23 protein-coding genes are annotated in these 25,274 nt (G+C 68.6%); 11 read left to right on the top strand and 12 right to left on the bottom strand.

Annotation, left to right across the window (positions count from 1 at the left end; all coding sequences use genetic code 11):
* Window positions 1-19 precede the first annotated feature (19 nt).
* Window positions 20-2,503 (bottom strand): efflux RND transporter permease subunit, encoded by a 2,484-nt coding sequence (locus tag ACN469_RS00880; protein ID WP_498763161.1) that lies wholly within the window; start codon window positions 2,501-2,503, stop codon window positions 20-22.
* 458 nt (window positions 2,504-2,961) lie between these two features.
* Between ACN469_RS00880 and ACN469_RS00875 the strand changes: the two genes are divergently transcribed.
* Window positions 2,962-5,439: an efflux RND transporter permease subunit gene (locus tag ACN469_RS00875; protein ID WP_498763159.1), complete on the top strand. Its 2,478-nt coding sequence runs from the start codon at window positions 2,962-2,964 to the stop codon at window positions 5,437-5,439.
* Between the two features lie 61 nt (window positions 5,440-5,500).
* Entirely contained in the window at window positions 5,501-5,755 is a 255-nt protein-coding gene (locus tag ACN469_RS00870) for a hypothetical protein (protein ID WP_163863707.1), read from the top strand.
* A 10-nt stretch (window positions 5,756-5,765) separates the two neighbouring features.
* Here ACN469_RS00870 and ACN469_RS00865 read toward each other — a convergent pair whose 3' ends face one another.
* From ACN469_RS00865 to ACN469_RS00820, 10 genes are all read right to left on the bottom strand, one after another.
* Window positions 5,766-6,485 carry a hypothetical protein gene (locus tag ACN469_RS00865; RefSeq protein WP_498763157.1) on the bottom strand — a complete coding sequence of 240 codons (720 nt, stop codon included), beginning with the start codon at window positions 6,483-6,485 and terminating at the stop codon, window positions 5,766-5,768.
* 265 nt (window positions 6,486-6,750) lie between these two features.
* Window positions 6,751-7,179, bottom strand: coding sequence for a hypothetical protein (locus tag ACN469_RS00860; protein ID WP_498763155.1), 429 nt, complete (start codon window positions 7,177-7,179; stop codon window positions 6,751-6,753).
* A gap of 46 nt (window positions 7,180-7,225) precedes the next feature.
* Window positions 7,226-7,882, bottom strand: coding sequence for a hypothetical protein (locus ACN469_RS00855; protein ID WP_498763153.1), 657 nt, complete (start codon window positions 7,880-7,882; stop codon window positions 7,226-7,228).
* Window positions 7,883-7,936: 54 nt separating this feature from the next.
* Entirely contained in the window at window positions 7,937-9,118 is a 1,182-nt protein-coding gene (locus tag ACN469_RS00850) for a cytochrome P450 (RefSeq protein ID WP_498763151.1), read from the bottom strand.
* An 82-nt stretch (window positions 9,119-9,200) separates the two neighbouring features.
* Entirely contained in the window at window positions 9,201-9,782 is a 582-nt protein-coding gene (locus ACN469_RS00845) for a protein-tyrosine phosphatase family protein (protein WP_498763149.1), read from the bottom strand.
* Window positions 9,779-10,768 (bottom strand): hypothetical protein, encoded by a 990-nt coding sequence (locus ACN469_RS00840; protein ID WP_498763147.1) that lies wholly within the window; start codon window positions 10,766-10,768, stop codon window positions 9,779-9,781. Before ACN469_RS00840 ends, ACN469_RS00845 begins: the two co-directional genes overlap by 4 nt.
* Window positions 10,758-12,002, bottom strand: coding sequence for a GtrA family protein (locus ACN469_RS00835; RefSeq protein ID WP_498763145.1), 1,245 nt, complete (start codon window positions 12,000-12,002; stop codon window positions 10,758-10,760). The genes ACN469_RS00840 and ACN469_RS00835 overlap by 11 nt, the downstream gene beginning before the upstream one ends.
* Window positions 11,995-12,921, bottom strand: a complete 927-nt coding sequence (locus tag ACN469_RS00830; protein WP_498763143.1) for a phosphatase PAP2 family protein — start codon at window positions 12,919-12,921, stop codon at window positions 11,995-11,997. The genes ACN469_RS00835 and ACN469_RS00830 overlap by 8 nt, the downstream gene beginning before the upstream one ends.
* Window positions 12,899-14,233 (bottom strand): inositol-3-phosphate synthase, encoded by a 1,335-nt coding sequence (locus ACN469_RS00825; protein WP_498763142.1) that lies wholly within the window; start codon window positions 14,231-14,233, stop codon window positions 12,899-12,901. The genes ACN469_RS00830 and ACN469_RS00825 overlap by 23 nt, the downstream gene beginning before the upstream one ends.
* Window positions 14,234-14,721: 488 nt before the next feature.
* Window positions 14,722-15,261: a pyridoxamine 5'-phosphate oxidase family protein gene (locus ACN469_RS00820; protein WP_498763140.1), complete on the bottom strand. Its 540-nt coding sequence runs from the start codon at window positions 15,259-15,261 to the stop codon at window positions 14,722-14,724.
* Window positions 15,262-15,384: 123 nt separating this feature from the next.
* On the opposite strand from ACN469_RS00820, the gene ACN469_RS00815 reads away from it, so the two are divergent.
* On the top strand, window positions 15,385-15,879 hold the full coding sequence (locus ACN469_RS00815; RefSeq protein WP_498763138.1) for a hypothetical protein: 495 nt from the start codon (window positions 15,385-15,387) through the stop codon (window positions 15,877-15,879).
* A 45-nt stretch (window positions 15,880-15,924) separates the two neighbouring features.
* Here ACN469_RS00815 and ACN469_RS00810 read toward each other — a convergent pair whose 3' ends face one another.
* Window positions 15,925-16,884, bottom strand: coding sequence for an aldo/keto reductase (locus tag ACN469_RS00810; RefSeq protein ID WP_498763136.1), 960 nt, complete (start codon window positions 16,882-16,884; stop codon window positions 15,925-15,927).
* A 165-nt stretch (window positions 16,885-17,049) separates the two neighbouring features.
* On the opposite strand from ACN469_RS00810, the gene ACN469_RS00805 reads away from it, so the two are divergent.
* The 8 genes from ACN469_RS00805 (at window position 17,050) to ACN469_RS00770 (ending at window position 25,274) form a co-directional block, all read left to right on the top strand.
* Complete coding sequence (locus ACN469_RS00805) at window positions 17,050-18,588, top strand: pentapeptide repeat-containing protein (protein WP_498763134.1); 1,539 nt, start codon at window positions 17,050-17,052, stop codon at window positions 18,586-18,588.
* 97 nt (window positions 18,589-18,685) lie between these two features.
* A complete protein-coding gene (locus tag ACN469_RS00800; protein ID WP_498763132.1) occupies window positions 18,686-19,687 on the top strand; it encodes a zinc-dependent alcohol dehydrogenase family protein in 1,002 nt (333 codons plus the stop codon).
* 176 nt (window positions 19,688-19,863) lie between these two features.
* A complete protein-coding gene (locus ACN469_RS00795; protein WP_498763130.1) occupies window positions 19,864-20,202 on the top strand; it encodes an HPF/RaiA family ribosome-associated protein in 339 nt (112 codons plus the stop codon).
* Window positions 20,203-20,361: 159 nt separating this feature from the next.
* A complete protein-coding gene (locus ACN469_RS00790) occupies window positions 20,362-21,804 on the top strand; it encodes a DUF2079 domain-containing protein (RefSeq protein ID WP_498763129.1) in 1,443 nt (480 codons plus the stop codon).
* A 212-nt stretch (window positions 21,805-22,016) separates the two neighbouring features.
* Window positions 22,017-22,454, top strand: a complete 438-nt coding sequence (locus tag ACN469_RS00785; RefSeq protein WP_498763127.1) for a response regulator — start codon at window positions 22,017-22,019, stop codon at window positions 22,452-22,454.
* Window positions 22,451-23,080: a thioredoxin domain-containing protein gene (locus tag ACN469_RS00780; protein WP_498763125.1), complete on the top strand. Its 630-nt coding sequence runs from the start codon at window positions 22,451-22,453 to the stop codon at window positions 23,078-23,080. The genes ACN469_RS00785 and ACN469_RS00780 overlap by 4 nt, the downstream gene beginning before the upstream one ends.
* Window positions 23,077-24,498 (top strand): sensor histidine kinase, encoded by a 1,422-nt coding sequence (locus ACN469_RS00775; RefSeq protein ID WP_498763123.1) that lies wholly within the window; start codon window positions 23,077-23,079, stop codon window positions 24,496-24,498. The genes ACN469_RS00780 and ACN469_RS00775 overlap by 4 nt, the downstream gene beginning before the upstream one ends.
* On the top strand, window positions 24,498-25,274 hold the full coding sequence (locus ACN469_RS00770; RefSeq protein ID WP_498763600.1) for a response regulator: 777 nt from the start codon (window positions 24,498-24,500) through the stop codon (window positions 25,272-25,274). The genes ACN469_RS00775 and ACN469_RS00770 overlap by 1 nt, the downstream gene beginning before the upstream one ends.

The raw sequence follows: 25,274 nt of genomic DNA, 5'->3' as shown, positions 1-25,274 counted from the left end.
GGTGTGCGTTACGTCAGCTTCAAGGGGTGGCGTGCTCGGGACCTGGAGTCCCCGCCGCCGCCCGTTGCTTCATCTGCGAATCCATGCGCGCCCGGTGTCGACGCTGTCGTCGCGCCGTCAGCACCAGCAGCAGCGCGGGAAAGGCCACCAGCATGACGAGTAGATTGGTGGCGAAGCCCAGACTGGCCAGTGCCCCCACGGAGTTCAGGCCTGGATGCCTGGCCAAGAAGAGCGCGCCGAAGCCCATGGCGCTCGTCAGCAGGCCCCCTGAGATGGCCCGACCTGTCTCCGAATAGACTTCCACGAAGTCGCTGCCCGGTGACGCCAGGCGTGTCAGCAGATGCACGCCCGCGTCCACTGTCGTCCCGATGAGCACCGGGATGATGAGGATGTTCAGATAGTTGAACTCCATCCCTATCAGCGGCATCAGGCCAATCAGCGCGAGCAGCGACACCACCGTGGGCAGCAGGCACAGCACCGCCATGCGCAGCCCGCCCAGCGTCATCCACATGGCCAGGAGCACCGCCAGCGTCGTGCCTCCGAGGATGAGCGGCGCCTCGTGCGTCACCATGTCCAGCAGGTCCGCCATCACCATGGCCTCACCCGCCGCGGACACGCGCTCGCCATCAGGAGTGGCCACGCCGCGCACCTCGCGCGCCAGCGCTCGCACCGCCTGCCCGTCCGACTGATTCACCGCCGGGTACACCAGCACGAAGCTCCCCGGCGTGCCCTCGCGGCCCATGAACTGCTGGCGCACGCTCGCGGGAAGGTCCTCGAGCGTGAAGGGCCGGGCCTCGCTCTGCCGACGCAGCTCCACCAGGTGCGTGCGCTGCTCCGGAGACAGGCGCTCCTCAGGGACGCGCTCGAGCAAGCGGTGGATGTCCTGGAGCACGGCCTGCTTGCGCGGCTGGTCTCGAGGCACGAGCGACGACAGCGAGGCCACGAAGTCGATGGTGGAGTCCGGGCCCCGCTCGCGCTGACGCTGGGCGAGGGCGGACGCCATCGCGTGCTCTTCCTGGGGGCCCTTGGTGAGGACGACCATCGGCGTCTGCGAGTAGCCGATGATTTCGTTCACCTGCTGGTCGAGCACGAACGAGGGCAGGTCCTGGTCCTCGAGTGTCCCGAAGTTGTAGTCGAAGCGCACCCGAGGCACCTGCGTCAGGAGGCCCGCCAGCAGCACCGCGGAGACGGCGGTGATGATGTAGCGGTGGCGCACCAGCACCCGACCGAAGGGAGACTCGCGCGGCGTGACGGTCCCCCGCTTGGGACGCCAGCCCCAGCGCGCCGTCAGGCCCAGGAGCGCCGGCAGCACCAGCACGTAGGCCGCGATGAGCACCAGCATGCCGATGCCGGCGATGACGCCGAACTCGCGGAACGCGCGCAGTTGGGAGGTGCCCAGCACGAAGAAGGTGAGCGCCGCCACCAGCGCGGAGACGAGGGCCGCGCCGCCGGTGTGGGTGAAGGCCTCGCGCGTGGCCTGCTCGGAGGACTCGCCCTCCGTGCGCAGGTGCAGGTAGCGGCCCAGCAGGTGGATGCCATGCTCCACGCCGAGGCCGCCGAGGATGGCTCCCAGGAAGCCCGTCAGCAGATTCACCTGCCCGTACACCAGGGCGACGAGGCCGTACGTCCACGCCAGGCCCGCGCCCACCGGCGCCAACACCAGCCCCACCGCCAACGGGCTGCGGAAGTGGAAGAGCAGGTACAGCAGCATCAGCGCCATGGCCACGGCCGACGACACCGTGATGTCGCGGATGATCTGCTGCTGCTGGTCCAGCTTCTTCTGGAAGGTGCCGGTGATTTCCACCCGGAAGTCGGCGCCGTACTGGGACAGGTCCTGCCGGTCGAGCAGCCCGCGCACCTCGTCCACGACCTGCCGCGAGTAGGCCAGGTCCGCCGACGTCATCTCCGGCTTGACGAGCACGACGACGCGCCGGGCCTTCGCATCCAGGTAGTAGTCGTCCGTCGCGGAGGACAGCTTCTGCCCCGCGGCGCCGCCGTACTTCGCCTCCAGGTCAGAGAAGTCGATGGACGGCGCGGGGTCGTCCACCAGCGGGACATAGAGCGGATTGGCCTGCTGCTGCTCCCACGCGAGCCGCGCGGCGAGCCGTCGGTGCACCTCTCGCAGGTCCTCTTCCGACAGGAAGTACAGCGCCCTGTCCCTGAAGAAGGCGCCCGTGCGCTCCTTCTCCACGAAGCGGATGCCCGGCAAGGCCTGGAGCTTGGGCGCCATGTCATTGGCGAAGCGGCGCAGCGACTCGGCGTCGCCTCCTTCGCCCACCACCGCCACCCAGCCGAGCGCGCCGAAGCGCGTCTCCAATTCATGGAGGTCCTGCACGCTCTCGAACGAGTGAGGCAGCAGGTCCACCAGGTTGGCGTTGAGCTTGAGGTTGCGAGCGAAGAAGCCGCCGACCGCCGCCAGGAGCAGGGCGATGCCGAGGGCGAGAATGGGCCGACGGTGACTGCGTGTTGCCAGGGCCCCGAGGCTCCGCTCCACGTGCCGCATCCAGCGGCGCTCACCGGATTTCGATGTCGTCGGCTCCGAATCCATTCCGTCGCGGTAGGCAGTCCGTCTTCTCCAGGCCCCGGCCTCTCCGGTGGCGTGGAAAGCGGCACGGCTTCCCCTCCCTCGGGTGTCCGCGTCAGCGGCCCCATGTGGTCGGGAACGTGGGGACTCGGCGTGGGTGATGCAGTGCCCGCCGCCCGGTCGTCTGCCCCCCAGGAGGACGGCGGACCCGCCGCTACTGCCCCTGATTCGCGGGCGCGCCGGGTTGCGCGATTCACCCCCGGAAGCAGCCGGGCAGACAGACGGGCGAGGGCCCTCGGGAATTGTTAGAGAAGGTCAAGTGATTCGGTGCCTTACATTCCGCCTTACGGCATAAACGCGTTGACTCCCTGGTTGGCGCATGCCCAAGGTGGGCCGGCCGTCGTTCAGCCCGCAAACAACACAGCAGGTGTCGCAACATGGGTGAGAAGCGTTGGTCGGAGCGGTTCGAGGGGGCGATGGGCCAACTCGCCGCGCGGAGCCACCGGCGGCCGTATCAGGCACTGGTGGTGGCGTTGGTGCTCACGCTGCTGGGCGCTTACTTCGCGAGGACCCTGACGCTCAGCGCGGACTTCGTGGGCCTGCTGCCCAAGGCGTTCCCCAGCGTCCAGGACATCGAGAAGCTGCGCAAGCGCTTCGGTGGCCAGGGCAACGTGGTGTTGGTGGGCATGGGCGCGGAGCCGGAGGTGCTCAAGCGCTTCGCGGACGACATGGCGCCGAAGCTCGCGGAGCTGTCGGAGATCCGCTACGTCAACTACCAGCGGCCCAGCGAGTTCTTCGACAAGCATGCGCTGTACTACGTGGACCTGGAGGACCTGAAGACCATCCAGGGTCGCATCGACGCGCGCATCGCCTGGGAGAAGGAGCAGGCCAACCCGCTGTTCGTCCGGTTGGATGACGCGCCGCCGCCGTCGGTGGACTTCGCCGACATCGAGCAGAAGTACACCGGCCGCGCCAACCAGCGGCTCTCCGGCCAGGGGGATTTGTACTACCTGGACCCGACGGAGCGCATGGTGGTGTTGATGGCGAAGCCCAAGGGCAGCGCCGCGGACCTGAACTACTCGAAGAAGGTCGTCACCCAGATGGAGGACTTCCTGGCCAAGCAGGACCTCTCCAAGTACGGGCCGGGCTTCAAGACGGCGGTGACGGGGACGTTCAAGAAGAAGATCGACCAGCAGCGCGTCATCGTCAGTGATTTGGCGACCGCCTCCTCGCTGGCCATGGTGCTGCTGCTGGCGTACCTGGCGTTCCACTTCCGCAGCGCGCTGTCGGTGGGCTTCACCATGCTGCCGGTGCTCGCGGGCCTGGGGTGGACGTACGGCTTCGTGGGGTTGGCGTACGGGCAGGTGAATCTGCTCACGGGCTTCCTGGCGGCGGTGCTCGGCGGTCTGGGTGTGGAGCACGGCATCCATCTGTTGGGGCGGTACGGGACGCTGCGCTCGGAGGGGATGAATTCCGAGGCGGCGGTGCACGAGTCCTTCCGGCACACGGGCTTCTCCGCGCTCATCGCGGCGCTGGTGGCGGCGCTGACGTTCTTGAGCCTCGCGCTGTCGGAGTTCAGGGCGTTTCGCGAGTTCGGCATCATCGCGGCGGTGGGCATGCTGGTGAGCATCTTCGCGTACGTGCTCATCCTGCCGGCGCTGCTCGGGGTGGCCTCGCGGTTCGGCTGGTCGCCGCGCGTGCACCAGGGGGGCACGGGGCCCATGGCGCTGCTGGGGCGGTGGCTGCCGCGGTCCTACCGGGGCGTGGCGGTGGTGATTGGCGTTGCCGTGCTGGCGCTCATCTCGCAGGCGTATCGCATCTCGTTCAACTACGACTCGCGCACGCTGGAGGACTACAAGCAGGCGTCGGCGGTGCTGGACCAGAAGGTGAACAACATCCTGGGCTACTCGCAGACGCCCGTCGTCGTGCTGACGGACTCGCAGGACATGGAGCGCGAAGTCGTCCGGCAGTTGGAGGCGCGCAAGGCGGCGCGGGGCAAGGACTCCACCATCGACTTCGTGGGAGCGCTGGAGGACCTGGTGCCCCGGCAGCAGTCGGAGAAGCGGGCGGTGCTGGAGGCCATCCACGCGCGGCTGAACAAGCTGGACCCGGAGCGGTTGCCGGAGGACACGCGGGTGTCGCTGACGCGCGCGATGAACATGTCGCAGGCGAAGCCCTTCACGCAGGCGGAGCTGCCGGCGAGCGTGCGTCACCAGTTCGAGAGCCTGGATGGGAGCACGGGTGGCGTGGTGCTGGTGTACGCGGGCGGCGGGGTGAGCTTGTCGGATGGCGAGGGCACGCGGCGCTTCTCCAAGGAGGTGCGCGGGCTGCACATGCCGGACGGCAGTCAGGTGTCGGCGGCGGGCGAGGCGCTCATCCTGGCGGACATCCTGGACATGGTGTCGCGCGAGGGTCCGCGGATTCTCGCGGCGGCGGTGCTCAGCGTGCTGGCGGCGATGTGGCTGACGTTGGGGCGGCTGCGCACGGCGCTCATCTGCATGGTGCCCACGCTCTTGTCGGTGGCGGGGCTGGTGGGGTTGATGGCGCTCCTGGATTTGCAGTTCAACTACCTGAACATCATGGTGTTGCCGGTGTTGGTGGGCACCACGGTGGATGCGGGAGTGCATCTGGTGCAACGGCTGGGTGAGCCGGGTGCGGACTTCATCTCCGTGTATGGGGAGACGGGTCGGGCGATTACGGGAGGCTTGTTGACGAGCGCCATCGGCTTCGTGGCGCTGGTGTTGGCGAAGCACCCGGGGTTGAACTCGATTGGTGACCTGGCGAACCTGGGGTTCGGGTTGAACATGGTCATCGTGCTGCTGGGCTTCCCGTCGCTGCTGCTCTTGGTGGAGCGGTGGCGGCGCAAGCACGGGGCCTCGGCGGAGCAGCCGGAGCAGCCCGCGCCGGAGGCGTGAGACTTCTCTTCACCCGGCAACTGTTTTTCGTGCCGGGTGGGTGGCAGAGGGAGGGCAGGACATGAAGCGGAGCGGGTGGCTCGCGGTGGTGACGGTGGCGGTGGCCCTGGCGGGCTGTGGCCATGGTGGGAAGAAGGAAGAGAAGAAGGGCGACACGCGCTGCGAGGAGTCGCGGAACCTCTCGTGCATCACTGGCACGGAGTGTTCCATGGACCGCGAGCGTGGCTGTGAGGTCTGTCGCTGTTCGCCCGCGGATGCACTGACGCCCACGGACAAGCGCCGGCCCACGGCGATGGAGCCGCAGCAGCGCTGGTAGGGTGGTGGGGCTACGCGAGGTGCGCGACTTCGACGTCCAGGCGCTTCACCTTCAGCTCCGCCAGAAGTCCATGCAGCTTGGGCGACATGAGCAGGAGTGGGTGAGGGCGAAGGACTCCGCTCCTCATCCCCACCAGCTGTCGTGTCCAGGTCAGGTCGCTTCCGTCGTAGTCGCCGCGTCGTAGGGAAAGCTCGGAGAGTACATTCAGGCCGACGACGTGGCCCTTGGGGCAGCGTTGCGCGTTGTCCTCGTCGAGGTCGAAGGGGTCATTGCCCGTGAGTGTGGCGGGCAGGATGTCCAACGGGGGCGCTGTCAGGACGAGCTGACTCCACTCCTTCACGGGCTCTGCGCTCGTGCCAGCTCGCAGGATGGGGCGGAAGTCCACGCCCGTGATTCCACGCTCCCGCCAGAGGTCCGCGAGCCGAGCCGAGATGATCAGCTCGTGCGCGAGGGTTCGAGCGAGGGCCGCGTGCTTGGGAATCCGGCGCACGTCCAGGCTCAAGTCCGTCACCTGCCTGGCGCCCGCTCCACACAGCGTGCACGCGGTGGCTTCGTCGTATCCGGTCCCGCACTCTTCTCCAGAGGGCTCGAAGACGGCTTCCAGGCCCAGCTTGAGCAACTCGGCGGACTTCAGCTCTCGCGCGGAGTAGTGGCGAAGGATGCGCCAGCCCGCGAAGAACAGCTGGCCTTGTTGACGCAGGGCGCGGTCGATTTCCCTGACGCGCGACATGCGCTCATCGTCGGTGGGTAGTGTGACTTTACGCACCGTTCCGCTTGGAAGCACGACGCCCTCGTCGTCGCGGAAGAGTCGCCATGTTTCCGATTCCTCGACACGGAGTTCGATGGTTTCGCGCATAGGCTAGGGCTTGGAGTCCGAAAGGCCTGGGTGATGCCCGTGTGGTACGCCGTTGGCGACCGATAGGTCACGCCGGATTCAGCACCTCTTCGGCATGACGAGTTCAGGCCAGTCTTCGCACCTTCTCCCAAACCCGATGCTACAGCTCCGCGAGAATGCGGCCGCGAGCATCGATGGCGTAGACGGCCCCCGCGTCCATCAGGGGCGTTTCCAGCTCGATGCCGCAGCGAGAGAGCCTGGGAAGGAAGCTGACGAAGTAGAGGTCGTCGTTCTCTTTCAGGACCGAGGCGTCGTAGGTGTCTCGACGCGCGAGGCATCGCGCTAGGGCCTCATCGCGTGCATCCGGTTTGCGGTCAGGTGGAAGGAACGCGTTCATGGCGATCTCGAGTGCCGCCATCGCCGGGCCATCCAGGTGGACTCCCTGCTCCATCGAATCTGGAAACGTCACCTTGGAGGCTTCCTCGGGAGGCGCGCGCTCGGCCTTCCGGGGCTTGTGGTAGCCGAGCAGGGAGCAGCCGCTCAGGAGGGATGCGCCACAGAGGAGTGCGATGAGCGGGGAGGTCTTCATGGATGGCTTCCGCATGATTTCACGGTCCGGGAGCGGTGTGGCGCCATCATGGTTGCCAACCCATGCCTTCGAACATCCGGATGTTCCCGTTGTCGTCGTAGACTTGGCCGATTTGAATCCACTGGCCACCGCGCAGCGCTGAGACCACGCGGGTCGCATAGTTGAAGCCGTACACGGAGCACGCTCCATCTCCGCGTCGGTGGAATACGAAGAGTTCTCGCTGGAAGACACGTCCTGTCTTCTCGGTGACGATGCGAGCAGGGTTCCATCTTCCACTCAGGTCGCCTGGCGAGAATCGAGCATTGTGGGGATGGGTATGGTCGCCGCCTGTGATGAGGGCGTTTACGCGCGCGGGGTCATTGAGGACTTGTGGCATTGAGCAGGTCTTCATCTCCCGGGTGTCCTGCCTGTCTTTGAAGTCTGACAGGTAGCTCAAATAGAACGCGTCCTCATCGGGTGCATAGTAGTTGAGGGCGCAGTACTCGGAGCCCATGGGGCCTGCTGATGCACCGCCTTGCGCGGTCATGAGTTCGCACCCTGCTTCCGCCAGGGCCTCCGTCGTCTTGAACGGACCGGCCAGGGGGCCATCAACCTGGAGGCGCCCGTTCTCCAAGCGACGCACGCGAACGTTGGGGTTCGACCCACAGGCCCCGGCTCCGAGCATCAGGGCCAACAGCAGGGCACGAGTGTGGATCGAGGACATGGAGAAGAGCGGGAACCTAGCATCTTCACCAGGAAGGAAGTACGCGGTGAAACCTCAGCTCCGCGCACCCGGCTCGAAGCGCAGCGGCAGGTGCATGGGGCCGTGGACATGGAGCGCCTGTCGCGGCTGCCAGGGCTCGTCGCTGGCGAGCCGGAAGTTTCGCAGCCGCTCCAGCAGGTCCGTGAGCGCCACCTTCGCCTCCATGCGTGAGAGCGCCGCACCCAGGCAGAAGTGGATGCCGTGCCCGAAGGCGATGTGCGGATTGGGGTCCCTGCCGATATCGAAGCGCTCCGGCTCGTGGAACTGCCGCGGGTCCCGATTCGCCGAGCCCATCATCGGCAGCACGAACTTCCCCTCCGGAATCACCCGCCCGTGCAGCTCCACCTCGTGCTTCGTCGAGCGAAACATCGACTGCACCGGAGAACGGAAGCGCAGCACCTCCTCGATGGCCGAGGGCAACAACCCCGGCTCACGCTGGAGCCGCGCGAGCTGGTCCGGGTACTCCATGAAGCACAGCAGTGCGTTGTTGATGAGGTTGGTCGTCGTCTCCGTCCCCGCCGCCAGCAGCAGTTGGAAGAACCCCAGAAGCTCCTTCGCGTCCAGCCGCTCCCCATCCACCTCCGCCTCGACGAGCCTCGTCAGCAGGTCATCCCGCGGTGCCCTCCGACGCTCATCGAGGATGCCCGCCAGATACGTCCGCATCTCGTTCCGAGCCGCGAAGTTCTCCTCCATCGCCCGCTTCGACTCCGCCCCGTCCGCGATGGTGTAGCTGAGCTTCATGATGATGTCCCCCCACCGCAGGAACCGCACCCGGTCCTCGGCGGGAATCCCAATCATCTTCGCGATGACCATCGCCGGCAGCAGGCTGGAGTAGTCCGTCACCAGGTCCATCTCCCCACGCTCCACCGTCACGTCCAGCAGTTCCCGCGACAGCGCCTGAACGTGTGGCTCCAGGTTGGCGATGGAGTGCGGCGTGAAGGCCCGCATGATGATGCCGCGCAGCTTCGTGTGCCGGGGCGGGTCCGAGAACAACAGCCAGTCCGGCGTCGTCCCCGTCTCCGTGGTGACGATGGAGCTGAACGCGTCGTGGTCATGCAGCGCCCGCTTCACGCTGTCGTAGTCGAAGAGAATCCACAGGTCCGCCTCGGGCTCGTGGAGCAGCGGAGAGGCCGCGCGCAGCTTCGCGTAGAGGGGAAAAGGATTGCGGCGCACTTCATCGGTGAAGAGCTCCAACATGACTTGGCGTCTCCACGAGTCAGGGTAGGAACCCCGAGTTCCGGAGCGCAACCGTGTCGAAAGGGCCGTTCAGCCGCTGACGCTAGGCCGCGCGTCCCGAACGCCGTGCCGCCCACGCGGTGACGAAGTCCGCCAAGCCGCCCAACTGCCGGTCATTGAGCGTGCACTGCCACCGCGCCTTTCGCAGCGCGCGGTACGCCGCTGGAGCCTCCCAGCCGCGCGCCACCATCACCGCCAACCCCATCAGCGGACCCCGGCCCACGCCGTGCTCACAGTGCGCATAGAGGTGCCCACCCCGCTCCAGCCGGGGCATGGCCCACTCGACACCCTGCAGGAGTTGCTCCACCGACGGCGGATAGCGGTCCGTCACCGGCAGGTTCAACAGCTCGATGCCCAGCGCTTCCAGCGCCTTCGCGTCGTCGACACTCTCGGCGCGCAAATCAATCACCGCGGTGATGCCCCGCGCCTTCAGCTCCGCGTAGCGCGACGGCGGCACCGAGCCACCCACGTGCAGCCACTCGCTCACCTGGGACACGTTGAGTCCACGCCCTGGGAGCTTCGTGGTCCACTCCACGCAGCGCGCCACCGAGCGCAGCACCTGCTTGCGCACCCAGCCTCGCACCCCGGGCACATGGTGCACGTCCCGCAACAACGACACGCTCACAAATCGCCCTCGAGCGACACTTCCATCAACCCCGCCACCGGTGCCTTCCCCACGCGCTCCAGCACCGCGCGGTGCAGGTACGTCACGGGAGAGCCCACCACGGGCTTGATGAGCCCACCCAGCACGCCCAGCTCCTCCACGGGCGCGCTGCGCTGCAACAGCGACGTGGAGCGCAGCACCATGGCCTTCGCCCCATCACCGCCGAAGACATCCACCGTCCAGACGCTCCGCTCCTTCGCGCCCTCGCGGCTGAGCGTGAAGGACTCCAGCTGGCTCGGCGTGCCACCCTCCGCCCACGAGTACACCGGACCGAACTCACCGTCCTGCCCCTCGCGCGCCAGCAACACCAGCCGCTCCCCGCCTTCACGCAGGGCCCGGAAGCGCACCCAGCGCCTGGCCAGCTTCGCCGGTGCAATGGTGGAGCGCGTGTGGTCCGCGTAGCCGCCACCAGCCTGCTCCAGCTCCGCGCTCTTGGGCGGCTGCACCTTCGCCTTCAGCGGGCTGAAGGCCAGCGTCACCTCGTGCCGGTAGCGCGCGTTGCCCACTTCCACTTCCGAGCCGTCCGGCGAGCGCGGCGCCACCTGCGCCGCGTACTCCAGCACCACCCGCCCACCGTCCAGCGGCGCCTCCACCCGCGTCACGCCCTCCGCCGAGCGCGCCGAGCACGTGCCGACGCGCAGCGTGCTGGTGGCCGCGTCATAGCCCCAGTCGCGCGAGCCCACCTTCTTCTGCGCGGTCCACGCGCGCTCGCCCGGCCGCAGCACCGTCGCGCGGCAGATGCCCGTGCGCGAGCCCGGACCGATGTTCGTCACCTGCAACTGCACCAGCACGAAGGTGCTGTCCTCCAGGTCCCCGATGAAGGTGAAGCTCTCCCCGTAGTTGTCACTCGGGGAGGCCGTGGGCTCCAGCGTCGCTCCCGCCGCCACGGTGGGCAGCGCGAGTGACAAGAGGAGGCCCAGGACCTGGAGCCTCGACTCACGCCGCATGGGGGCGCTGCTCCAGGAGCGCTTCCTGCGAGTTCGAGTCGTTGAACACGTAGTCGCGCTGCAGGGGCAGGTTCCACGCGAAGTAGACGACGCCGCGCACCAGCCACCAGCCCAGGGTGTAGGCCAGCTGTGGATGCAAGGTCAGCAACGCCACGCCGCCCGCGTTGAGCAGCGCGCTCGTCCCGCTCACCACCGCGTAGCGCATCAGCTGCCGGCCCACCGCCGCCGTGCTGCGGAAGGTGAACACCCGGTTGATGGAGTAGTTCACCACCGCGCCCAGCAGCGCGCCCAGCACCGTGGCCCACGCGGGCAACAGGCCCGCCAGCTCCACCAGCGCCAGCACCACCGCGAAGTCCGCCAACGTGGCCACCGCGCCCGCCGCCGCGTTGAGGCCGACAATCGCCTTCTCCGAACGCGCCTCCACCCGCTTGGGCGCCAGCGCCTTCACCAGATTCCGGAACCGCGAGATGGCCGTCAGGTTGCTCATGATGGCGACGAAGACCAGTCCCACCACCGCCAACCAGTGCATGGGGTGCTTCTCCGTGGGCCAGAACACCGCCTCCAGAATCGGCGACAGCGCCGTGCCCGCGCCCAGGAAGAGCACCCGCTCCAGCCGCTGCATCGCGCCGTCACGCACGTTGACGCCCAGGCCCTCGCCCTTGGCGCGGACATACGGCACCAGCGAGGAACCCAACAGCGCCCCCAGCGCCGGCAACAGCACCCAGGTGTCCCGGTAGTACCAGGCCAGGCCCATCAACATCGCCGAGTCCACGTACCTGTCCAGCACCGAGTCCAGCGCCGCGCCCGCGGGGTTGGCCTCCTTGCGCGTGCGGGCGATGCGCCCGTCCATCACATCCAGGATGCCCGCGCCCAGGAACAGCCAGCCGCCCAGCGCGAACCGGCCCGCCGCCACCGCCACGCCGGAGGAGATGCCCAACAGCCCCGACAGCATGGACAGCGCGTTGGCCGGAAGGCCCGAGCGCAGAATCACCGCCCACAACGGCTGGATGATCCAGAAGAAGTAGTGCCGGAGGAAGTAGCCCACGAACCCCGCGTTGCCCCGCTTGAGCGTCTCCTCGTCGCGAGGCACGCCCTTGAAGGCGCAGCGGATACAGAAGACGAGCAACCCTCCCAGGAAGTACACACAGGCGAGGATGGCTGGACCCAACGCGGTCCAGATGCGAGCCGAGGGAGACAGGTTTCCGGTCAACCAGGCGACCACGTTCTCAAGCACGGGTGTCCCCTCCAGGAGTCAGCGGCAGCGTGACGGTCATGGGTGCGCTCTTGCGCGAAAAGGCCAGCTCCACCGCCAGGAAGGCGGCGAGCGCGAACACGAGGCCCGCGAGCACATCCAGGATGTAGTGGTGCGTCAGATAGACAGCGGAGAAACCAACCAGCAAGGCGAACGCCCCCGTGGCCAGACGCCACTTCGGGCCGTCCTTCCACACGAAGAGCATCACCATGAAGGGATAGGCGGCGTGCAACGAGGGCATGGCCCCGAAGACGTTGGGATTGCGGGCGTAGAAGCCCGCGAAGTAATTGATACCCAACAGTGCGTCGAAGCGCGCGGTGCCCGCGGGACTGGGCAACGCGGCGAGGTCCGCCGGGCCCGGGCCGTACTGTAGGATGTACCAGGGCGGCGCGGCCGGATAGAGCAGGTAGGTGACCATGCCCAGGGCGTTCACCACCAGGAAGGCCCAGCACAGCTTCTCGAAGCGCGAGTCCTTCTTCACGAAGAAGAAGATGGCCATCAAGAAGACTTCGTAAAGGTAGGCCGCGTAGGCGAAGCCGCAAAGCAGGTCCAACACGGCGAGCGAGCGAGTGCTCCACCACAAGGGCCAGTTGACACCGCCGGGGGCGGGGAACCACTGGCGCTCCCACTCCCACAAGTCACCTGTGTGGATGTCGCTCCGCAGGAACAGCCAGAGTCCCTGGCTGTCCATCAGCATGCCGGTCAGCCATAGCGGGAAGCCACCGAAGAGGAAGCGCCGCGTGCGGGGGCCCGCCCAGGCCACCCCCACCAGCAGCGCGTCCGCGACGACGTGGTCCCACCGGAGCCTTCCGGTGGCCGTCACGAGCATCAAGTGGCCCACACCCATCAGGGTGACGAGCCACGTGAAGGCCGTGGTCTTAGCGAGCGAGCGGGAGGTCATCCCCGTAGTAGTCGAGTCCGAGGTGGGTGATGGGGTCTTCCCCGGCCACGACGCGCAGGGTGTTCTTCAGCTTGGTGAGCTGGATGAACAGGTCATGCTCGACGGGCAGACCGGGCTGCGCCATGGGGCTCTTGAAGTAGAAGGACATCCACTCCTGGATGCCGCGCCACTCCAGCCGCTTGGCCAGGTCCAGGAACAGCGCGATGTCCAACACCAGCGGCGCCGCCAGGATGGAGTCGCGGCAGAGGAAGTTGACCTTGATCTGCATCGGATAGCCGAGCCACCCGGTGATGTCGATGTTGTCCCAACCCTCCTTCGCGTCGCCGCGGGGCGGGTAGTAGTGGATGGACACCTTGTGCGAGTACTTGCTGTACAGCTCGGGGTAGAGGTCCGGCTGCAGGATGGTGTCCAGCACGCTCGACTTGGTGACCTCCTTGGCCTTGAAGGCCGCGGGGTCGTCGAGCACCTCGCCATCGCGGTTGCCGAGGATGTTGGTGGAGAACCACCCCTCGAGGCCGAGCATGCGGGCCTTGAGCGCGGGGGCGATGACCGTCTTCATCATCGTCTGGCCGCTCTTGAGGTCACGGCCCGCGACGGGGATGCCCTCCAGCTTCGCCAGCTCCTGCAGCGCGGGCGTGTCCACGCTCGCGTTGGGCGTCGCGTTGGCGAACGGCACGCCTTCCTTGATGGCGGCGTACGTGTAGAGCGCGGTGGGGTTGATGTCCGTGCTGTTCTCGTCCAGCGCCTTCTCGAAGGCGGCCAGCGTCTTGAAGGACTCCGGCAGGGGACGGAAGGTCTCCACGCTGCTGCACACCACCATCACCGCGCGCTTGGCGTTGAGCTCCTTCTTGAAGTCGCGGATGTCCTGGCGCAGCGCTTCAATGCTCTCGCGGTGCGTCTTGGTGGCCTTGGCGTGGTTGGCCTCGATGCGGCGGACGAACTCGGCGTCGTGCACGCCCTTCTTGGGCTTGATGCCCTGGAGGAAGGGCTTCACCTGCTCCAGGTGCTTGTCGTGCAGCACGCCGGAGCGCACCGCGACCTGGTACGCGTCCTCGCTGATGATGTCCCAGGCGCCGAAGACCACGTCGTTCAGTCCCGCCAGGGGCACCAGCTCACCCAGCTTCACGGTGCGCCCGTCCGTGCGCTTGCCCAGGCGCGCCGTGCCCATCTGCGTCAGGGAGCCGATGGGCGCGCCCTTGCCCTGCCGCGCCAGCTCCACACCCGCCATCAGCGTCGTGGACACCGCGCCCAGGCCGGGGATGAGCACCGCCAGCTTGCCCTCGGGCTTCGAGACCGACTTCTTGTTCTCCATCGTGGATTCCTTCGAAAGGCGGTAATGCCGCCCTGTGGTGAGTCTTCTGCGAACCTTCCGCTGCGCACCGACTAATGCCGTGGGGTATGCGGAAAATCCCGAATGCGGATGGTTGATACTCTAAAGCGTTCGTGACTTCAACGTCATGTGGGGCGGCTGGTTAGCACGCCATGGGGCGGACTGATGGATCACCCAGGCCCCAGGTACAAGGCGACGCGAACGCGCCTGTCAGAGAAACACCAGGCCGTGAGAAAAGTGACACCTACCTGACCGTGCATAGGCATGACGGGTAGGTCGGGGTCGGTATGGACCCGCGAGGTGTGTGTAGGGAAAGTGGCACGGCGTGGGTGCCTTCGAGGGGTGTGGGACGGCTGCGGCGCGCCTGTCATGGCGCCCGCGCGCTTCTGGCGCAACCCCAAGTCGAGGCAGAAAACCCCACCCCGCCACTTCACCGAGCGGCGAGGGTGGGCCCGGTGGTGGAGCCGCTGTCAGTGGGGGCCGGAGGGGCCGCTGCCGCCGTTCAGCTCCAGGGACTGGTGGTCGCCGGGGGCGTAGGTCTTCCCGGAGAGGACGGCCTTGAGCATGCCGGCCAGCTGCACCATGCGGCTGGAGGGGGCGTCCCAGTACTCGGCGCGCTCCACGTGCACGCGCAGCAGGGCCAGCTCTGGATCATCGATGCCCTGGGGGAACCAGGCCTTGAGGGCGGGGCTCCACAGCTCCCGGACTTTGCGCGCGTCCTTCACCAGCTGGCAGCGCCCGCTCACGGAGACGTAGCGCTCACGGGAGGGGTCGGCGAAGGACACGTTGACGTGGTGGTCCTTCTCCACGTCGTCGACCTTGTGGGAGTGGGCTCGGGTGAAGAACCAGAGCTCTCCGTCGAAGTCGTGGTCCTGAGTCCACATCGGTCTGCTGTGCAGGCTTCCGTCAGCCTCCACGGTGGTCATCATCGCGACCTTGATGCCGTGGATGAGGTCTCCCAGATGTTCGACGGCGTCGCGGGTGCCTTGCTCCTTCTTCTTCGTGCTCATGCGCGCTCCTCCTGGTCTTGGAAGGTAGGCAGGGTGGAGGGGAGCGAGCATGGGCCGTCCGGTCGGATGGCGCCTGGGCAGGCGGGCGGTGTGGTAGGTGGGGGACGGAAAGCGAGTGCGACGATGCTGAAGACCGCGTGGAACGAGTGGTGCTTGAAGGCGCTGCAGATTGAGACGGCCCTGCTGGCACTGGAGGAAATCGAGCTGCCCGAGGAGATGCACGGGCTGCAGGACGCGGCGGAGGAGAAGTTGCTGGAGCTGGGGCGCGCGTGGAAGGGGCGCCAGCCGCAGAAGGACGGGCGTCGGTGGGAGCGGCAGACGCACGAGGGTGGCGCGCCGAGCGACGCGGAGCTTCAGGAGGTCGTCGACGAGTTCCGTCAGGACGGCAAGAAGTGGACGCTGCTCAGGGCCACCAGCGACAAGCAGGAGGTGGTGGAGGTGGTGGTGTCCGAGGACCGCGCGTGCATGGTGGCCGGCGGCTCGTACTACCTGGGGCAGTGGGACGCGAAGGACGAGGTGCTGGAGGTGGGCCGCGATGACGACGCGGGCGAGCCCGGCACCGGCGTGGTGCTGTCCGCCATCGCCGAGGTCCAGTTCACGCCGGACCCGGAGCTGTAACAGGGCCTCGAGCTCCGAGCCTGGAGCCCGGAGCCCCGCGCCACGTCACGGATTGAGCACGCGGGCCATGCGCTCGCGTGTCTTCGCGTCGGGCAGTCGTCCGAAGCCGGCGCGGAGGTTGTCGGCGACGTGCTCGGGGTTGCTCGTGGCGGGCAGCGGGCAGTGCACGGCGGGGTGGCCGAGGATGAACTTCAGGAAGAACTGCGCCCAGCTCGCGCAGTCGAAGTCCGCGGCCCACTCCGGCAGCGCGCGGCCCTTCACCTGGCGGAAGAGCTGTCCGGTGGCGAAGGGCTGCATGACGAGCACCGCCACGCCATGCTCGGCGGCGGCGGGGAGCAGGCGCTTCTCGGCGTCGCGCTCGGCGAGTGAGTAGGGCAGCTGGATGAAGTCGAGCGTCTGCTCGCGCAGGAGCTTCTCCAGGTCATCAAACGCGCCGCGCGCGTAGTGGGTGATGCCGACGTAGCGCACGCGGCCTTGGGCCTTCCACTCGCGCAGCACGGGCAGGTGGGTGCGCCAGTCGACGAGGTTGTGGACCTGGAGCAGGTCCATGCGTCCGCGCCCCATGTCCTTCACGGAGGTCTCCAGCTGGGTGAGGCCCGCTTCGCGGCCCGTCGTCCAGACCTTCGTGGCGAGGAAGGGCTTGGGCACGTCGCCGAGCGAGGCGAGCACGTCCCCCACGACGCGCTCCGCCCGGCCATACATGGGTGACGAGTCGATGAGGCGCGCCCCGGAGTCGAGGAAGCGCTGGAGCACCTGCTTCAAGGGCGCTCGCTCATCGGCGGACGTCCCCACGTCGAAGGTCTGCCAGGTGCCGAGTCCGATGACGGGCAGGGCCTCGCCCGACTTGGGGATGGGACGGGTGAGCATGGAGGCCTTGGCGGAGGGTGAGGGTTTCGGGGCCGCGTGCGCCAGGCTCGGGAGCAGCGCGGCGCCGAGCCCCGCGGCGAGCACGTCCCGACGCGAGGGCGAGGAGGGGGGCCTGGGGCGCCGGGGTGTCTGGGACATGGTGGGGAAATCCTAGCGTGGAGGGCGGGTGACAGTATTTCGCGGGCCCGGTGTTCTGTTGCGCGAAGGGGGCGGCGACGTCTCCCGCGAAACAACCCCGGCTCTGGTGCCCGCGCCGCGCGTGGGAGGAGCCCTCTCGGAAATCAGCTCAGGAAGGTCCCAGCGATGAAGCGCAAGGTCTCGGTGTGTGCGGGCGTCATGGCGGCGATGGTGGCGATGTCCGCCGGCGCCGAGGAGTCGAAGGGCGTCGACCCGGCAGCTGGCGCCTCGGCGGGCGGTGACGCGGGGCCCGCGTCCGTGTCGTTGGTGGAAGGTCCGGGCGTGGAGCGGGTGATGGTGCCGCCGCCCCTCGTCGAAGCGACGACGGTGGGCGCGGTGTCGACGACGACGGATGCTCCGGTGGCGGTGGCGAAGGCGGAGGCCGCGGAGCAGGAGGTCCACGTGCCCTTCAACCTGTCGATTCTGCCGGGGCTGAGCACCTCGGGTTTTGCTCGACAGAACCTGGTGCATGACGTGTCCATCGGCTTGATTGCCACGCATGCGCGGCGTGTGACGGCGCTGGGCCTGTCGCTGGGTGGCAACTGGGTGACGCACGGCGCGACGGGCGTGCTCGCCTCGGTGGGCGCCAACGTGTCGGGCGGTCCGGTGGACGGCACGCTGCTCGCGGTGGGCGGCAACGTGGTGGCGGGCGACGCGGAGGGCGTGCTGGCCTCGGTGGGCACCAACGTGGTGCGCGGAACCATGGGCGGCGGGCAGCTCACGGTGGGCGGCAACGTGGCGACGGGTGCGATGGAAGGCGCGCAGCTCTCGGTGGGCGCGAACTTCGCGGGCGCCAACATGAGAGGCGCGCAGCTCTCGGTGGGCGCGAACTTCGGGGGCGCCGAGGTGAGGGGCGCGCAGCTCTCCGTGGGCGGCAACCTGGCGGCGGGGACGCTGAACGGGGTGCAGATGGCGGTGGGTGGCAACGTGGCGCGCGGTGTCTCGCGCGGGCTCCAGATGGCGGCGGGCGTCAACGTCGCGTCGGAGCTGACGGGCATGCAGATATCCTCGGGCGTCAGCTACGCGAGCAAGCTGTCCGGCGCGCAGCTCTCCATCATCAACGTGGGCGGCGACGTGGACGGCGCGCAGGTGGGCCTGGTGAACGTGGCCGGCCACGTGGACGGCGCGCAGGTGGGCCTGGTGAACGTGGCGGGCAAGACCGAGGGCGAGTCGGTGGGCCTGCTGAGCTTCGTGGGCAACGGTCAGGCCCATGTGCAGGCCTGGGCCAGTGACGTCGCGCTGACCAACATCGGCCTGAAGCTGGGCGGGCGTCACCTCTACACGCTGCTCACCGTGGGCCTCTCTCCGCCGATGGACGGAGACCGTCGTCGCTACACCGTGGGCGCGGGCCTGGGCGGCCACATCCCCATGGGCCGGTTCTATGTCGACGTGGACGTGCTGGGCTCCAGCCTGCACGCCAACCGCCTCTTCGACTTCGATGACGACACGAACCACGTGCTAGGGCAGCTCCGGGTGATGGCGGGCTGGCGGTTGTCGAGCCGGTTCGCCGTGTTCGGCGGGGTCAGCTCCAACACGCTCGTCACCTGGAACGGGAGCGACCCGTGGAAGGAGCTGGGCATCGGCCCGGAGTGGAAGGAGGTCTCCGACAGCGGACGCACCACCGTGCGCACCTGGCCGGGCCTCCTCGCGGGCATCCAGATTTGAGGCGGGGAGGCAGCGCTTCCCGCCGGGCCCTCCGCCCCCCATATTTCCCTCGGACGCCGGCGCCCGCTCGCGGGTGGGCGACAGAGGGAGCGACCCCATGGAAGGCACCATGCGCGCGATGGTTCTCCACGCGCCGGGGCAGCCACTGAGAGCGGAGACGTGGCCCATCCCCCGTCCGGGCCCGCAGGAGGTGCTGCTCCGCGTGCACGCCTGCGCGGTGTGTCGCACGGACCTGCACCTGGTGGACGGGGAGCTGCCGAGGCCGAAGCTGCCGCTCATCCCAGGCCACGAAATCGTGGCCACCGTCGTGGAGGTCGGCGCGGACGTGCTGGGGTTGGAGGAAGGCACGCGGGTCGGCGTGCCCTGGCTCGGGTGGACGTGCGGACAGTGCCGCTTCTGCGTCTCCGGCCGGGAGAACCTCTGCGACTTCGCGCGCTTCACCGGCTACCAGGTGGATGGCGGCTACGCGGAGTATGCCGTGGCGCACCACCGCTTCTGCTTCCCGCTGCCCGCGAACTACTCGGACGTCCATGCCGCGCCGCTGATGTGCGCGGGGCTCATCGGCTTTCGCAGCCTGCGCCTGTCGGGAGAGGGTGAGCGGCTGGGCTTGTATGGCTTTGGCGCCGCCGCGCACGTGCTCATCCAGGTGGCGCGTCATCGCAAGCGCCGCGTGTTTGCCTTCACGCGCCCCGGAGACGAGGAGGGGCAGCGCTTCGCCCGCGAGCTGGGCGCGGTGTGGGCGGGAGGCTCGGACGCGCTTCCGCCGGAGCCGCTGGATGCGGCCATCCTGTTCGCGCCCGTGGGAGCGCTGGTGCCCGCCGCGCTGCGCGCCGTGGACAAGGGTGGGGTGGTGGTGTGCGGCGGCATCCACATGAGCGATGTCCCTTCGTTCCCGTATTCGCTGCTCTGGGAGGAGCGCGTGGTGCGCTCGGTGGCGAACCTGACGCGCTCGGATGCGATGGACTTCCTGGTGCTCGCGCCCAGCGTGCCGGTGCGCACCGAGGTGCGGGTGTTCCCCCTGTCCGAGGCCAACGAGGCGCTCACCGCGCTGCGCGAGGGACACGTGCGCGGCGCGGCCGTCCTCGACACGAGCAGGTAGGTGTGGGGCATTGCGCCCCGCAGGGACTGCGTGCTGCCCCATTTCGCCGCAAAGGCTGCGGAAGCGCGCGCGGGGTGCCCAGGCATTCCAAGGGGTTGGCGCTGGCCAGGGTGATGCAATGGGGAGGGGTGCACCCTGAAGCCCCGCGAACGGCGGGGCCCGACCCGAGGCCGACGATGAAGCGAGCGTTGCAGATTACCTACCGGGGCATGGCGACGAGCGAGACCCTGAACGAGCACATCCGCGACCACGCAGCGAAGCTGGAGCAGTTCTTCGACGGCATCGTCGGATGCCACGTCGTGGTGGACGAGCCCCATCGGCACCAGCAGAACACCCACCACTTCCGCGTGCGCGTGGACCTGCACGTGCCCGGAAAGGACATCATCGCGGGCAAGGAGCCGGAGCACGACGCCGCGCACGAGGACCCCTACCAGGCCGTGTCGGACGCGTTCGACGCCGCGCGCCGGCAGCTCCAGCACTACACGGACGGGCTGCACGCGCATCATCGCCACTGACGCGCACAGAGGTCCTCGCGCCTCGGGGCCTCGCATCCTTCGCGCGGATGCGGCGGGCCCCGGGGTGGGGCTGGACGTTCACACGGGGTGACATCAGTCACGGGAGTGCGCTAGACGACGCGGCCTTCGGTGCCGTGGCCGGCGCCGCCTCGCGACCTCATGACACCTTCCGCCGATGACTCGAGCCTCGGACGCGCGCGGCGATGGCCGGGCATGCTGGCCCTGCCGCTCGTGGTCCTCGTCTGGGTCGTGTTCGTCGTGGCGCCGGTCTGGATTCAGGCCGCGCACGCCTGCTTCGCGCACTTCGACCTGGGCATCTACACGCAAGCCCTGGCGCGCCTGTCGCTGGGGGACCCGAATCCGTGGCTCAGCGCGCGACAGGTCTACATCTTCAACGACCACTTCGACCCCATCCTGTGGCTGGCGCGCCCGCTGGTGGCGGTGCTGCCGCCGATGTGGGCCGCGCTGGTGGGCGAGGCGCTCTTCGTGCTGCTCGCGGTGGCGCCGCTGCTCTGGCTCCAGGCGCGTGGGCTGCTGAGTCGCGCCGCCACGGGGCTCCTGGCGGCGTTCCTGTTGGTGTCCCCCAGCGTGGTGGAGGCGCTGAAGTTCCCCATCCATCCCACGACGTGGTCCGCGCTGCCGTGGGTGATGGCGGGTGTGGCGTACCACCTGCGCCGCAACGGCTGGCTGCTGGTGTCGTTGGTGTTGCTGTTCGCCTGCAAGGAGGAGTTCGCCTTCGGGGGCATCATGCTGAGCGTCGCGCTGTGGCTGCGCGGCGAGCGGCGCTTCGCGGTGGGCGTGGGCGTGCTGTCGCTGGTCTGGCTCGCGGGTGTCTATGGGCTGCGGCCATGGCTGCTGGGGCCCTCGGAGGATTACAGCGTCCGGCTCAAGCAGGGCCTGGATGGCGGGCTCCTCCACTACGTCTCGCTCCGCCTGGCGCCGGTCCACCTGTCGCGCATGGGCACGCTGCTGCTGCTGCTGCTGCCGCTGGGCGTCTGGGCGTGGCGCGAGCGCGTGAAGCCAGACTGGGCGTGGCTGTTGGTGCTGTTGCCGATGCTCGGCATCCGCTTCCTCGGCATGGCCTGGCGCTTCCACTACACCGTGCCGCTGCTGGCCGCGGCGCTGATGGGCTTCCTGCCCCTGCTGCGCGCCCGGAGGGTGCCCGCGTGGGTCCTCGTGTCCTCGGGGCTCATCCTCTTCTTCAGCAACGAGGTCAACCTGCGCCAGTTCACGCGCACGCTGACCTCTTCCCGGACGTACCCTCGTCAGTGCCCCGGAGACCCGGCGCGTCTGGCCAGCATCGCGCGCGGCGTGGACGTACTGGCCCGGCATCGCGAGGGCCTGGCGCTGCTCGGCAGCAACTTCGTCCCCCTGCTCGCGGACCGCGATGACATCTACGCGGTGGGCGGGCCGCAGCCCGGTGATGGTCGGGTGTACGAGTGGGTGTTGGTGGAGAAGCCTCCTCATGGCGACATCTATCCCCTCACGTACGAGCGCGTGACGCGGCTCATCGACGTCTGGCGCGCCGACGCGGGCACGGAGGTCCTCATCGACGACGCGAACGTCTTCCTGGCGCGAGGCCGCTTCACCGCCCATCAGTGAGCGCGGATCCGCTCGCTCCAACCCTTGGGACGCACGAAGCGACAGGCGGAGGAGCGAGCGCCGGTGTCCCCGTCCGCGCGAAGCCCGCCCGCACGCGGGTGTAGGTGCCTGCCCTCTAGCGCTCGCGTACCGGGCGCCTGCCAGTGGAGAACAATCCACCGCGACCGCTCACGCTCTGGCGCGGACGACGTTATCCTCGGGAGGTCCCCGCCATGACTGTTCCGAGGCTCCAGGTGCTGCTGGTGGATGACGAGGCTGCTGTCCTCGCCACCACCGCTGCTGTGCTCTCCGAGGACTTCGAGGTCCAGACGGCGCCCGATGCGCTCACCGCGCGACGGATGCTCGGGCTGCACCCCTTCGACGTCCTGTGCACGGACCTCCACATGCCGGGGCCCAGCGGCATCCAGCTGCTGCGCGAGGCTGTGACGCAGTACCCCCATATCGCGGGCGTGCTGGTGACGGGCTTTCGCGAGTACCTCGACTGGAGGGACCGCCTGGACGCGCAGGGCCTCTTCTACCTCGTGCTCAAGCCCTACCAGCCCCCGGACCTCATCGCGATGATCCGCCGGGCCGCCGAGTCCTCGCGCCTCAAGCGCGACATGAACCGGCTGACCTCCGGCCTGGCCGAGCACAAGTGGGGTCCCCGATGAAGGTTCCCGCCTTGTCGCGGGGGGCATGGCTGCTGGGAGGTCTGCTGTGGCTGGTCGCCACGGTGGCGGGCTTCGCGCTCCTGGCCCGACATGCCCTCACCCCGGGCGCGACGCTCGAGTCGCCTTCCTCCTGGCCCGCGTCCGCGCACCCTCCTCGCGCGGAGGGGCGGCCCACGCTGGTGATGCTGGCCCACCCGCGCTGCCCCTGCACGCGCGCGAGCCTGGGGGAGCTGTCCGTCTTGATGGAGCACGCCCGGGGCCAGCTCGACGCGCGCGTCCTGTTCCTCCAGCCCGAGGGCACTTCCAAGGACTGGACGCAAGGGCCCCTGTGGCGCGCCGCCGCCGCGATTCCGGGCGTCACGGTGCTCGTGGACGCAGGAGGCGAGCAAGCTCGCGGGTTTGGAGTCGCTACTTCCGGACACTCCTTGCTCTATGATGCCGCCGGTCGGCTCCGCTTCAGCGGTGGACTCACCGGGGCGCGGGGACATCGAGGTGACAACCCGGGGCGGGACGCCGTGGAGGCGCTGCTGCGGGAGGCGGGTCGGGTGGGTGGGTCGTCGGAGCACGCTGTCTACGGTTGCGCCCTGGAGGAACCGCCCGAGGCCCGGGCCACGAACACCCCATGAAGCCCACGGAGGATGCCAGCGGCCCGACGGTGGCACTGAAGGAACGCGCCGTTCTGCTGTTTCACGAGCACCTGACCACGGTGCGACGCCGCACGGACCGCCTCTTCGCGGGCCTGATGCTGGCCCAATGGGCCTTCGGCGTCCTCGTGGCCCTCTTCGTCTCGCCCTATGGCTGGGAGGGCAAGGACCGCGCCCTCCATGCCCACGTGTATGCCGCCCTCTTCCTCGGCGCGGCCCTCACCGTGTTCCCCATCGCCCTGGCGCGCTGGCGTCCCGGGGCCATCTCCACCCGCCACGGCGTGGCCCTGGCGCAGATGCTGTGGTCCTCGCTGCTCATCCACCTGACGGGTGGACGCATCGAGACGCACTTCCACATCTTCGTCTCGCTCGCGTTCCTCTCCCTGTACCGGGACCCGTGGGTGCTGCTGACGGCCACGTGCGCCACCGTGTTGGACCACGTCATCCGGGGCCTGTTGTGGCCGGCGTCGGTGTACGGCGTGCCCAACGCGGAGTGGTGGCGCTTCCTGGAGCATGCGCTCTGGGTGGGCTTCCTGAACCTGGTGCTCCTGCACGCGGGCCGGGTGATGCGGCGGGAGATGCGCGAAGTCGCCGTGCGCCGCGCGGAGCTGGAGCTGGCGCGCGAGCGCGAGGAGGACAAGTCCGCGGAGCTGGACCGCGCCCTGCGTGAGCTGAGCGGCTTCCAGGAGCACCTCATCCGCGTGGAGAAGCTGGCCGCGGTGGGTCAACTCGCCGCCAGCGTGGGTCATGAATTGCGCAACCCGCTGGCCGCCGTGCGCAACGCGCATGCCTACCTCTCCCGACGACTGAGTCGGGATGCCATCGGGGCCGCGGATGACCCACGGGTCCCCCAGTTCCTCGGGGTGATGGAGCGCGAGCTGGGCGCGTGCGCGAAAATCATCTCCGACCTGCTCGACTTCGCGCGTGAGCGACCCCCCGCGCTGCAGCCGTGTCCTTTGCGACCTCTGGTGGACGAGGCCATTGGCGTGGTTCCCTCCCGGGATGGCGTCCGCATCCTCAACGAAGTCCCCGAGTCGCTCCCCGTGCCGAGCCTGGACAAGGAGCAGTTCCGTCAGGTGCTGGTGAACCTGGTGCAGAACGCGGTGGAGGCCATGCCCCAGGGAAGAGCGGGCCAGGTTTCAGTGCTGGCGGAAGGCGGCGACACGGGGCCGTGGGCCATTCGCGTGGTAGATGACGGGACGGGCATCCCTCCGGACGTGCTGCCCAAGATTTTCGAACCCCTCTTCACAACCAAGACGCGTGGCACCGGCTTGGGGCTGGCCATTGTGGCCAACATGGTGCAACGTCACGGAGGTACAATCTCTGTGCGAAGCGAAGCCGGCCGGGGTAGTGAATTCCATATTCATCTCCCGGCAACCGCCGCGGCTCAGGCCGCATGATGGAGGACGTGGCTTTGGGCCCCGCTCGCATCCTTTTGGTCGACGACGAGGAGGGGCTGCGCATCACGCTCGCGGCGAACCTTGAGTTGGAGGGCCACACCGTTCTGGAGGCCGCCAACGGAGAGGAAGCGCTGCGCCTCCTGGGCGAGCATCCGGTGGACGTGGTGCTCAGCGACATGCGCATGCCCGGGCTGCACGGGGTTGACCTGTTGCGCCGCATCAAGCAGGCGCGTCCGGACATGCCCGTGGTGCTGATGACCGCCTTCACGGCGGAGGAGCTGGTGGAGGACGCGCTCGCCGAGGGCGCCTTCACCGTGCTGCCCAAGCCCTTCGACGTGGCGCACGCGCTGGACACGATTCTGCGCGCGGCGCGGGCTCCCCAGGTGTTGGTGGTGGACGACACGGAGCCGGTGGCGCGGGCCATGGTGCGCGCGCTGAGCACGGTGGGGCTGCGCGCTCGCGCGGTGTACAGCGGCGAGGAAGCGCTGAACTACCTGCGCTCGGGCGACTTCGACGTGTGCGTGCTGGATTTGGTGATGCCGGAGATGAGCGGGCCGGAGCTGGTGGCCAAGGTGAAGGCGGCGGATCTGTCCGTGGCCGTCATCGCCATGTCGGGGCACGTGGTGCCCGAATTGTTACGCAAGGTGGCGGCGCAGGGCGCGGTGGTGTGTATGACCAAGCCGGTGCCGCTGCGGGAATTGGTGCAAGCGATTGCCCGGGTGAGAGGCCAACCCCGGGCGCAGGGGCCCGCCGGGCCCCAGGGTGCGAGGAATTGA

Origin of the sequence: Corallococcus terminator (assembly GCF_049194865.1) — a bacterium.
Classification (GTDB): Bacteria; Myxococcota; Myxococcia; order Myxococcales; family Myxococcaceae; genus Myxococcus; species Myxococcus terminator_A.
The sequence above is the reverse complement of the archived record's forward strand: the minus strand, read 5'-3'. Positions and strand labels throughout refer to the sequence as shown.

Excerpts from the sequence above, each read along its gene's own strand:
- ACN469_RS00880 (WP_498763161.1), bottom strand. The coding sequence starts at position 2,503 with ATGCGGCACGTGGAGCGGAGCCTCGGGGCCCTGGCAACACGCAGTCAC.
- ACN469_RS00875 (WP_498763159.1), top strand. The coding sequence starts at position 2,962 with ATGGGTGAGAAGCGTTGGTCGGAGCGGTTCGAGGGGGCGATGGGCCAA.
- ACN469_RS00870 (WP_163863707.1), top strand. The coding sequence starts at position 5,501 with ATGAAGCGGAGCGGGTGGCTCGCGGTGGTGACGGTGGCGGTGGCCCTG.
- ACN469_RS00865 (WP_498763157.1), bottom strand. The coding sequence starts at position 6,485 with ATGTCGCGCGTCAGGGAAATCGACCGCGCCCTGCGTCAACAAGGCCAG.
- ACN469_RS00860 (WP_498763155.1), bottom strand. The coding sequence starts at position 7,179 with ATGAAGACCTCCCCGCTCATCGCACTCCTCTGTGGCGCATCCCTCCTG.
- ACN469_RS00855 (WP_498763153.1), bottom strand. The coding sequence starts at position 7,882 with ATGTCCTCGATCCACACTCGTGCCCTGCTGTTGGCCCTGATGCTCGGA.
- ACN469_RS00850 (WP_498763151.1), bottom strand. The coding sequence starts at position 9,118 with ATGTTGGAGCTCTTCACCGATGAAGTGCGCCGCAATCCTTTTCCCCTC.
- ACN469_RS00840 (WP_498763147.1), bottom strand. The coding sequence starts at position 10,768 with ATGCGGCGTGAGTCGAGGCTCCAGGTCCTGGGCCTCCTCTTGTCACTC.
- ACN469_RS00830 (WP_498763143.1), bottom strand. The coding sequence starts at position 12,921 with ATGACCTCCCGCTCGCTCGCTAAGACCACGGCCTTCACGTGGCTCGTC.
- ACN469_RS00825 (WP_498763142.1), bottom strand. The coding sequence starts at position 14,233 with ATGGAGAACAAGAAGTCGGTCTCGAAGCCCGAGGGCAAGCTGGCGGTG.
- ACN469_RS00820 (WP_498763140.1), bottom strand. The coding sequence starts at position 15,261 with ATGAGCACGAAGAAGAAGGAGCAAGGCACCCGCGACGCCGTCGAACAT.
- ACN469_RS00815 (WP_498763138.1), top strand. The coding sequence starts at position 15,385 with ATGCTGAAGACCGCGTGGAACGAGTGGTGCTTGAAGGCGCTGCAGATT.
- ACN469_RS00810 (WP_498763136.1), bottom strand. The coding sequence starts at position 16,884 with ATGTCCCAGACACCCCGGCGCCCCAGGCCCCCCTCCTCGCCCTCGCGT.
- ACN469_RS00805 (WP_498763134.1), top strand. The coding sequence starts at position 17,050 with ATGAAGCGCAAGGTCTCGGTGTGTGCGGGCGTCATGGCGGCGATGGTG.
- ACN469_RS00800 (WP_498763132.1), top strand. The coding sequence starts at position 18,686 with ATGGAAGGCACCATGCGCGCGATGGTTCTCCACGCGCCGGGGCAGCCA.
- ACN469_RS00795 (WP_498763130.1), top strand. The coding sequence starts at position 19,864 with ATGAAGCGAGCGTTGCAGATTACCTACCGGGGCATGGCGACGAGCGAG.
- ACN469_RS00790 (WP_498763129.1), top strand. The coding sequence starts at position 20,362 with ATGACACCTTCCGCCGATGACTCGAGCCTCGGACGCGCGCGGCGATGG.
- ACN469_RS00785 (WP_498763127.1), top strand. The coding sequence starts at position 22,017 with ATGACTGTTCCGAGGCTCCAGGTGCTGCTGGTGGATGACGAGGCTGCT.
- ACN469_RS00780 (WP_498763125.1), top strand. The coding sequence starts at position 22,451 with ATGAAGGTTCCCGCCTTGTCGCGGGGGGCATGGCTGCTGGGAGGTCTG.
- ACN469_RS00775 (WP_498763123.1), top strand. The coding sequence starts at position 23,077 with ATGAAGCCCACGGAGGATGCCAGCGGCCCGACGGTGGCACTGAAGGAA.
- ACN469_RS00770 (WP_498763600.1), top strand. The coding sequence starts at position 24,498 with ATGGAGGACGTGGCTTTGGGCCCCGCTCGCATCCTTTTGGTCGACGAC.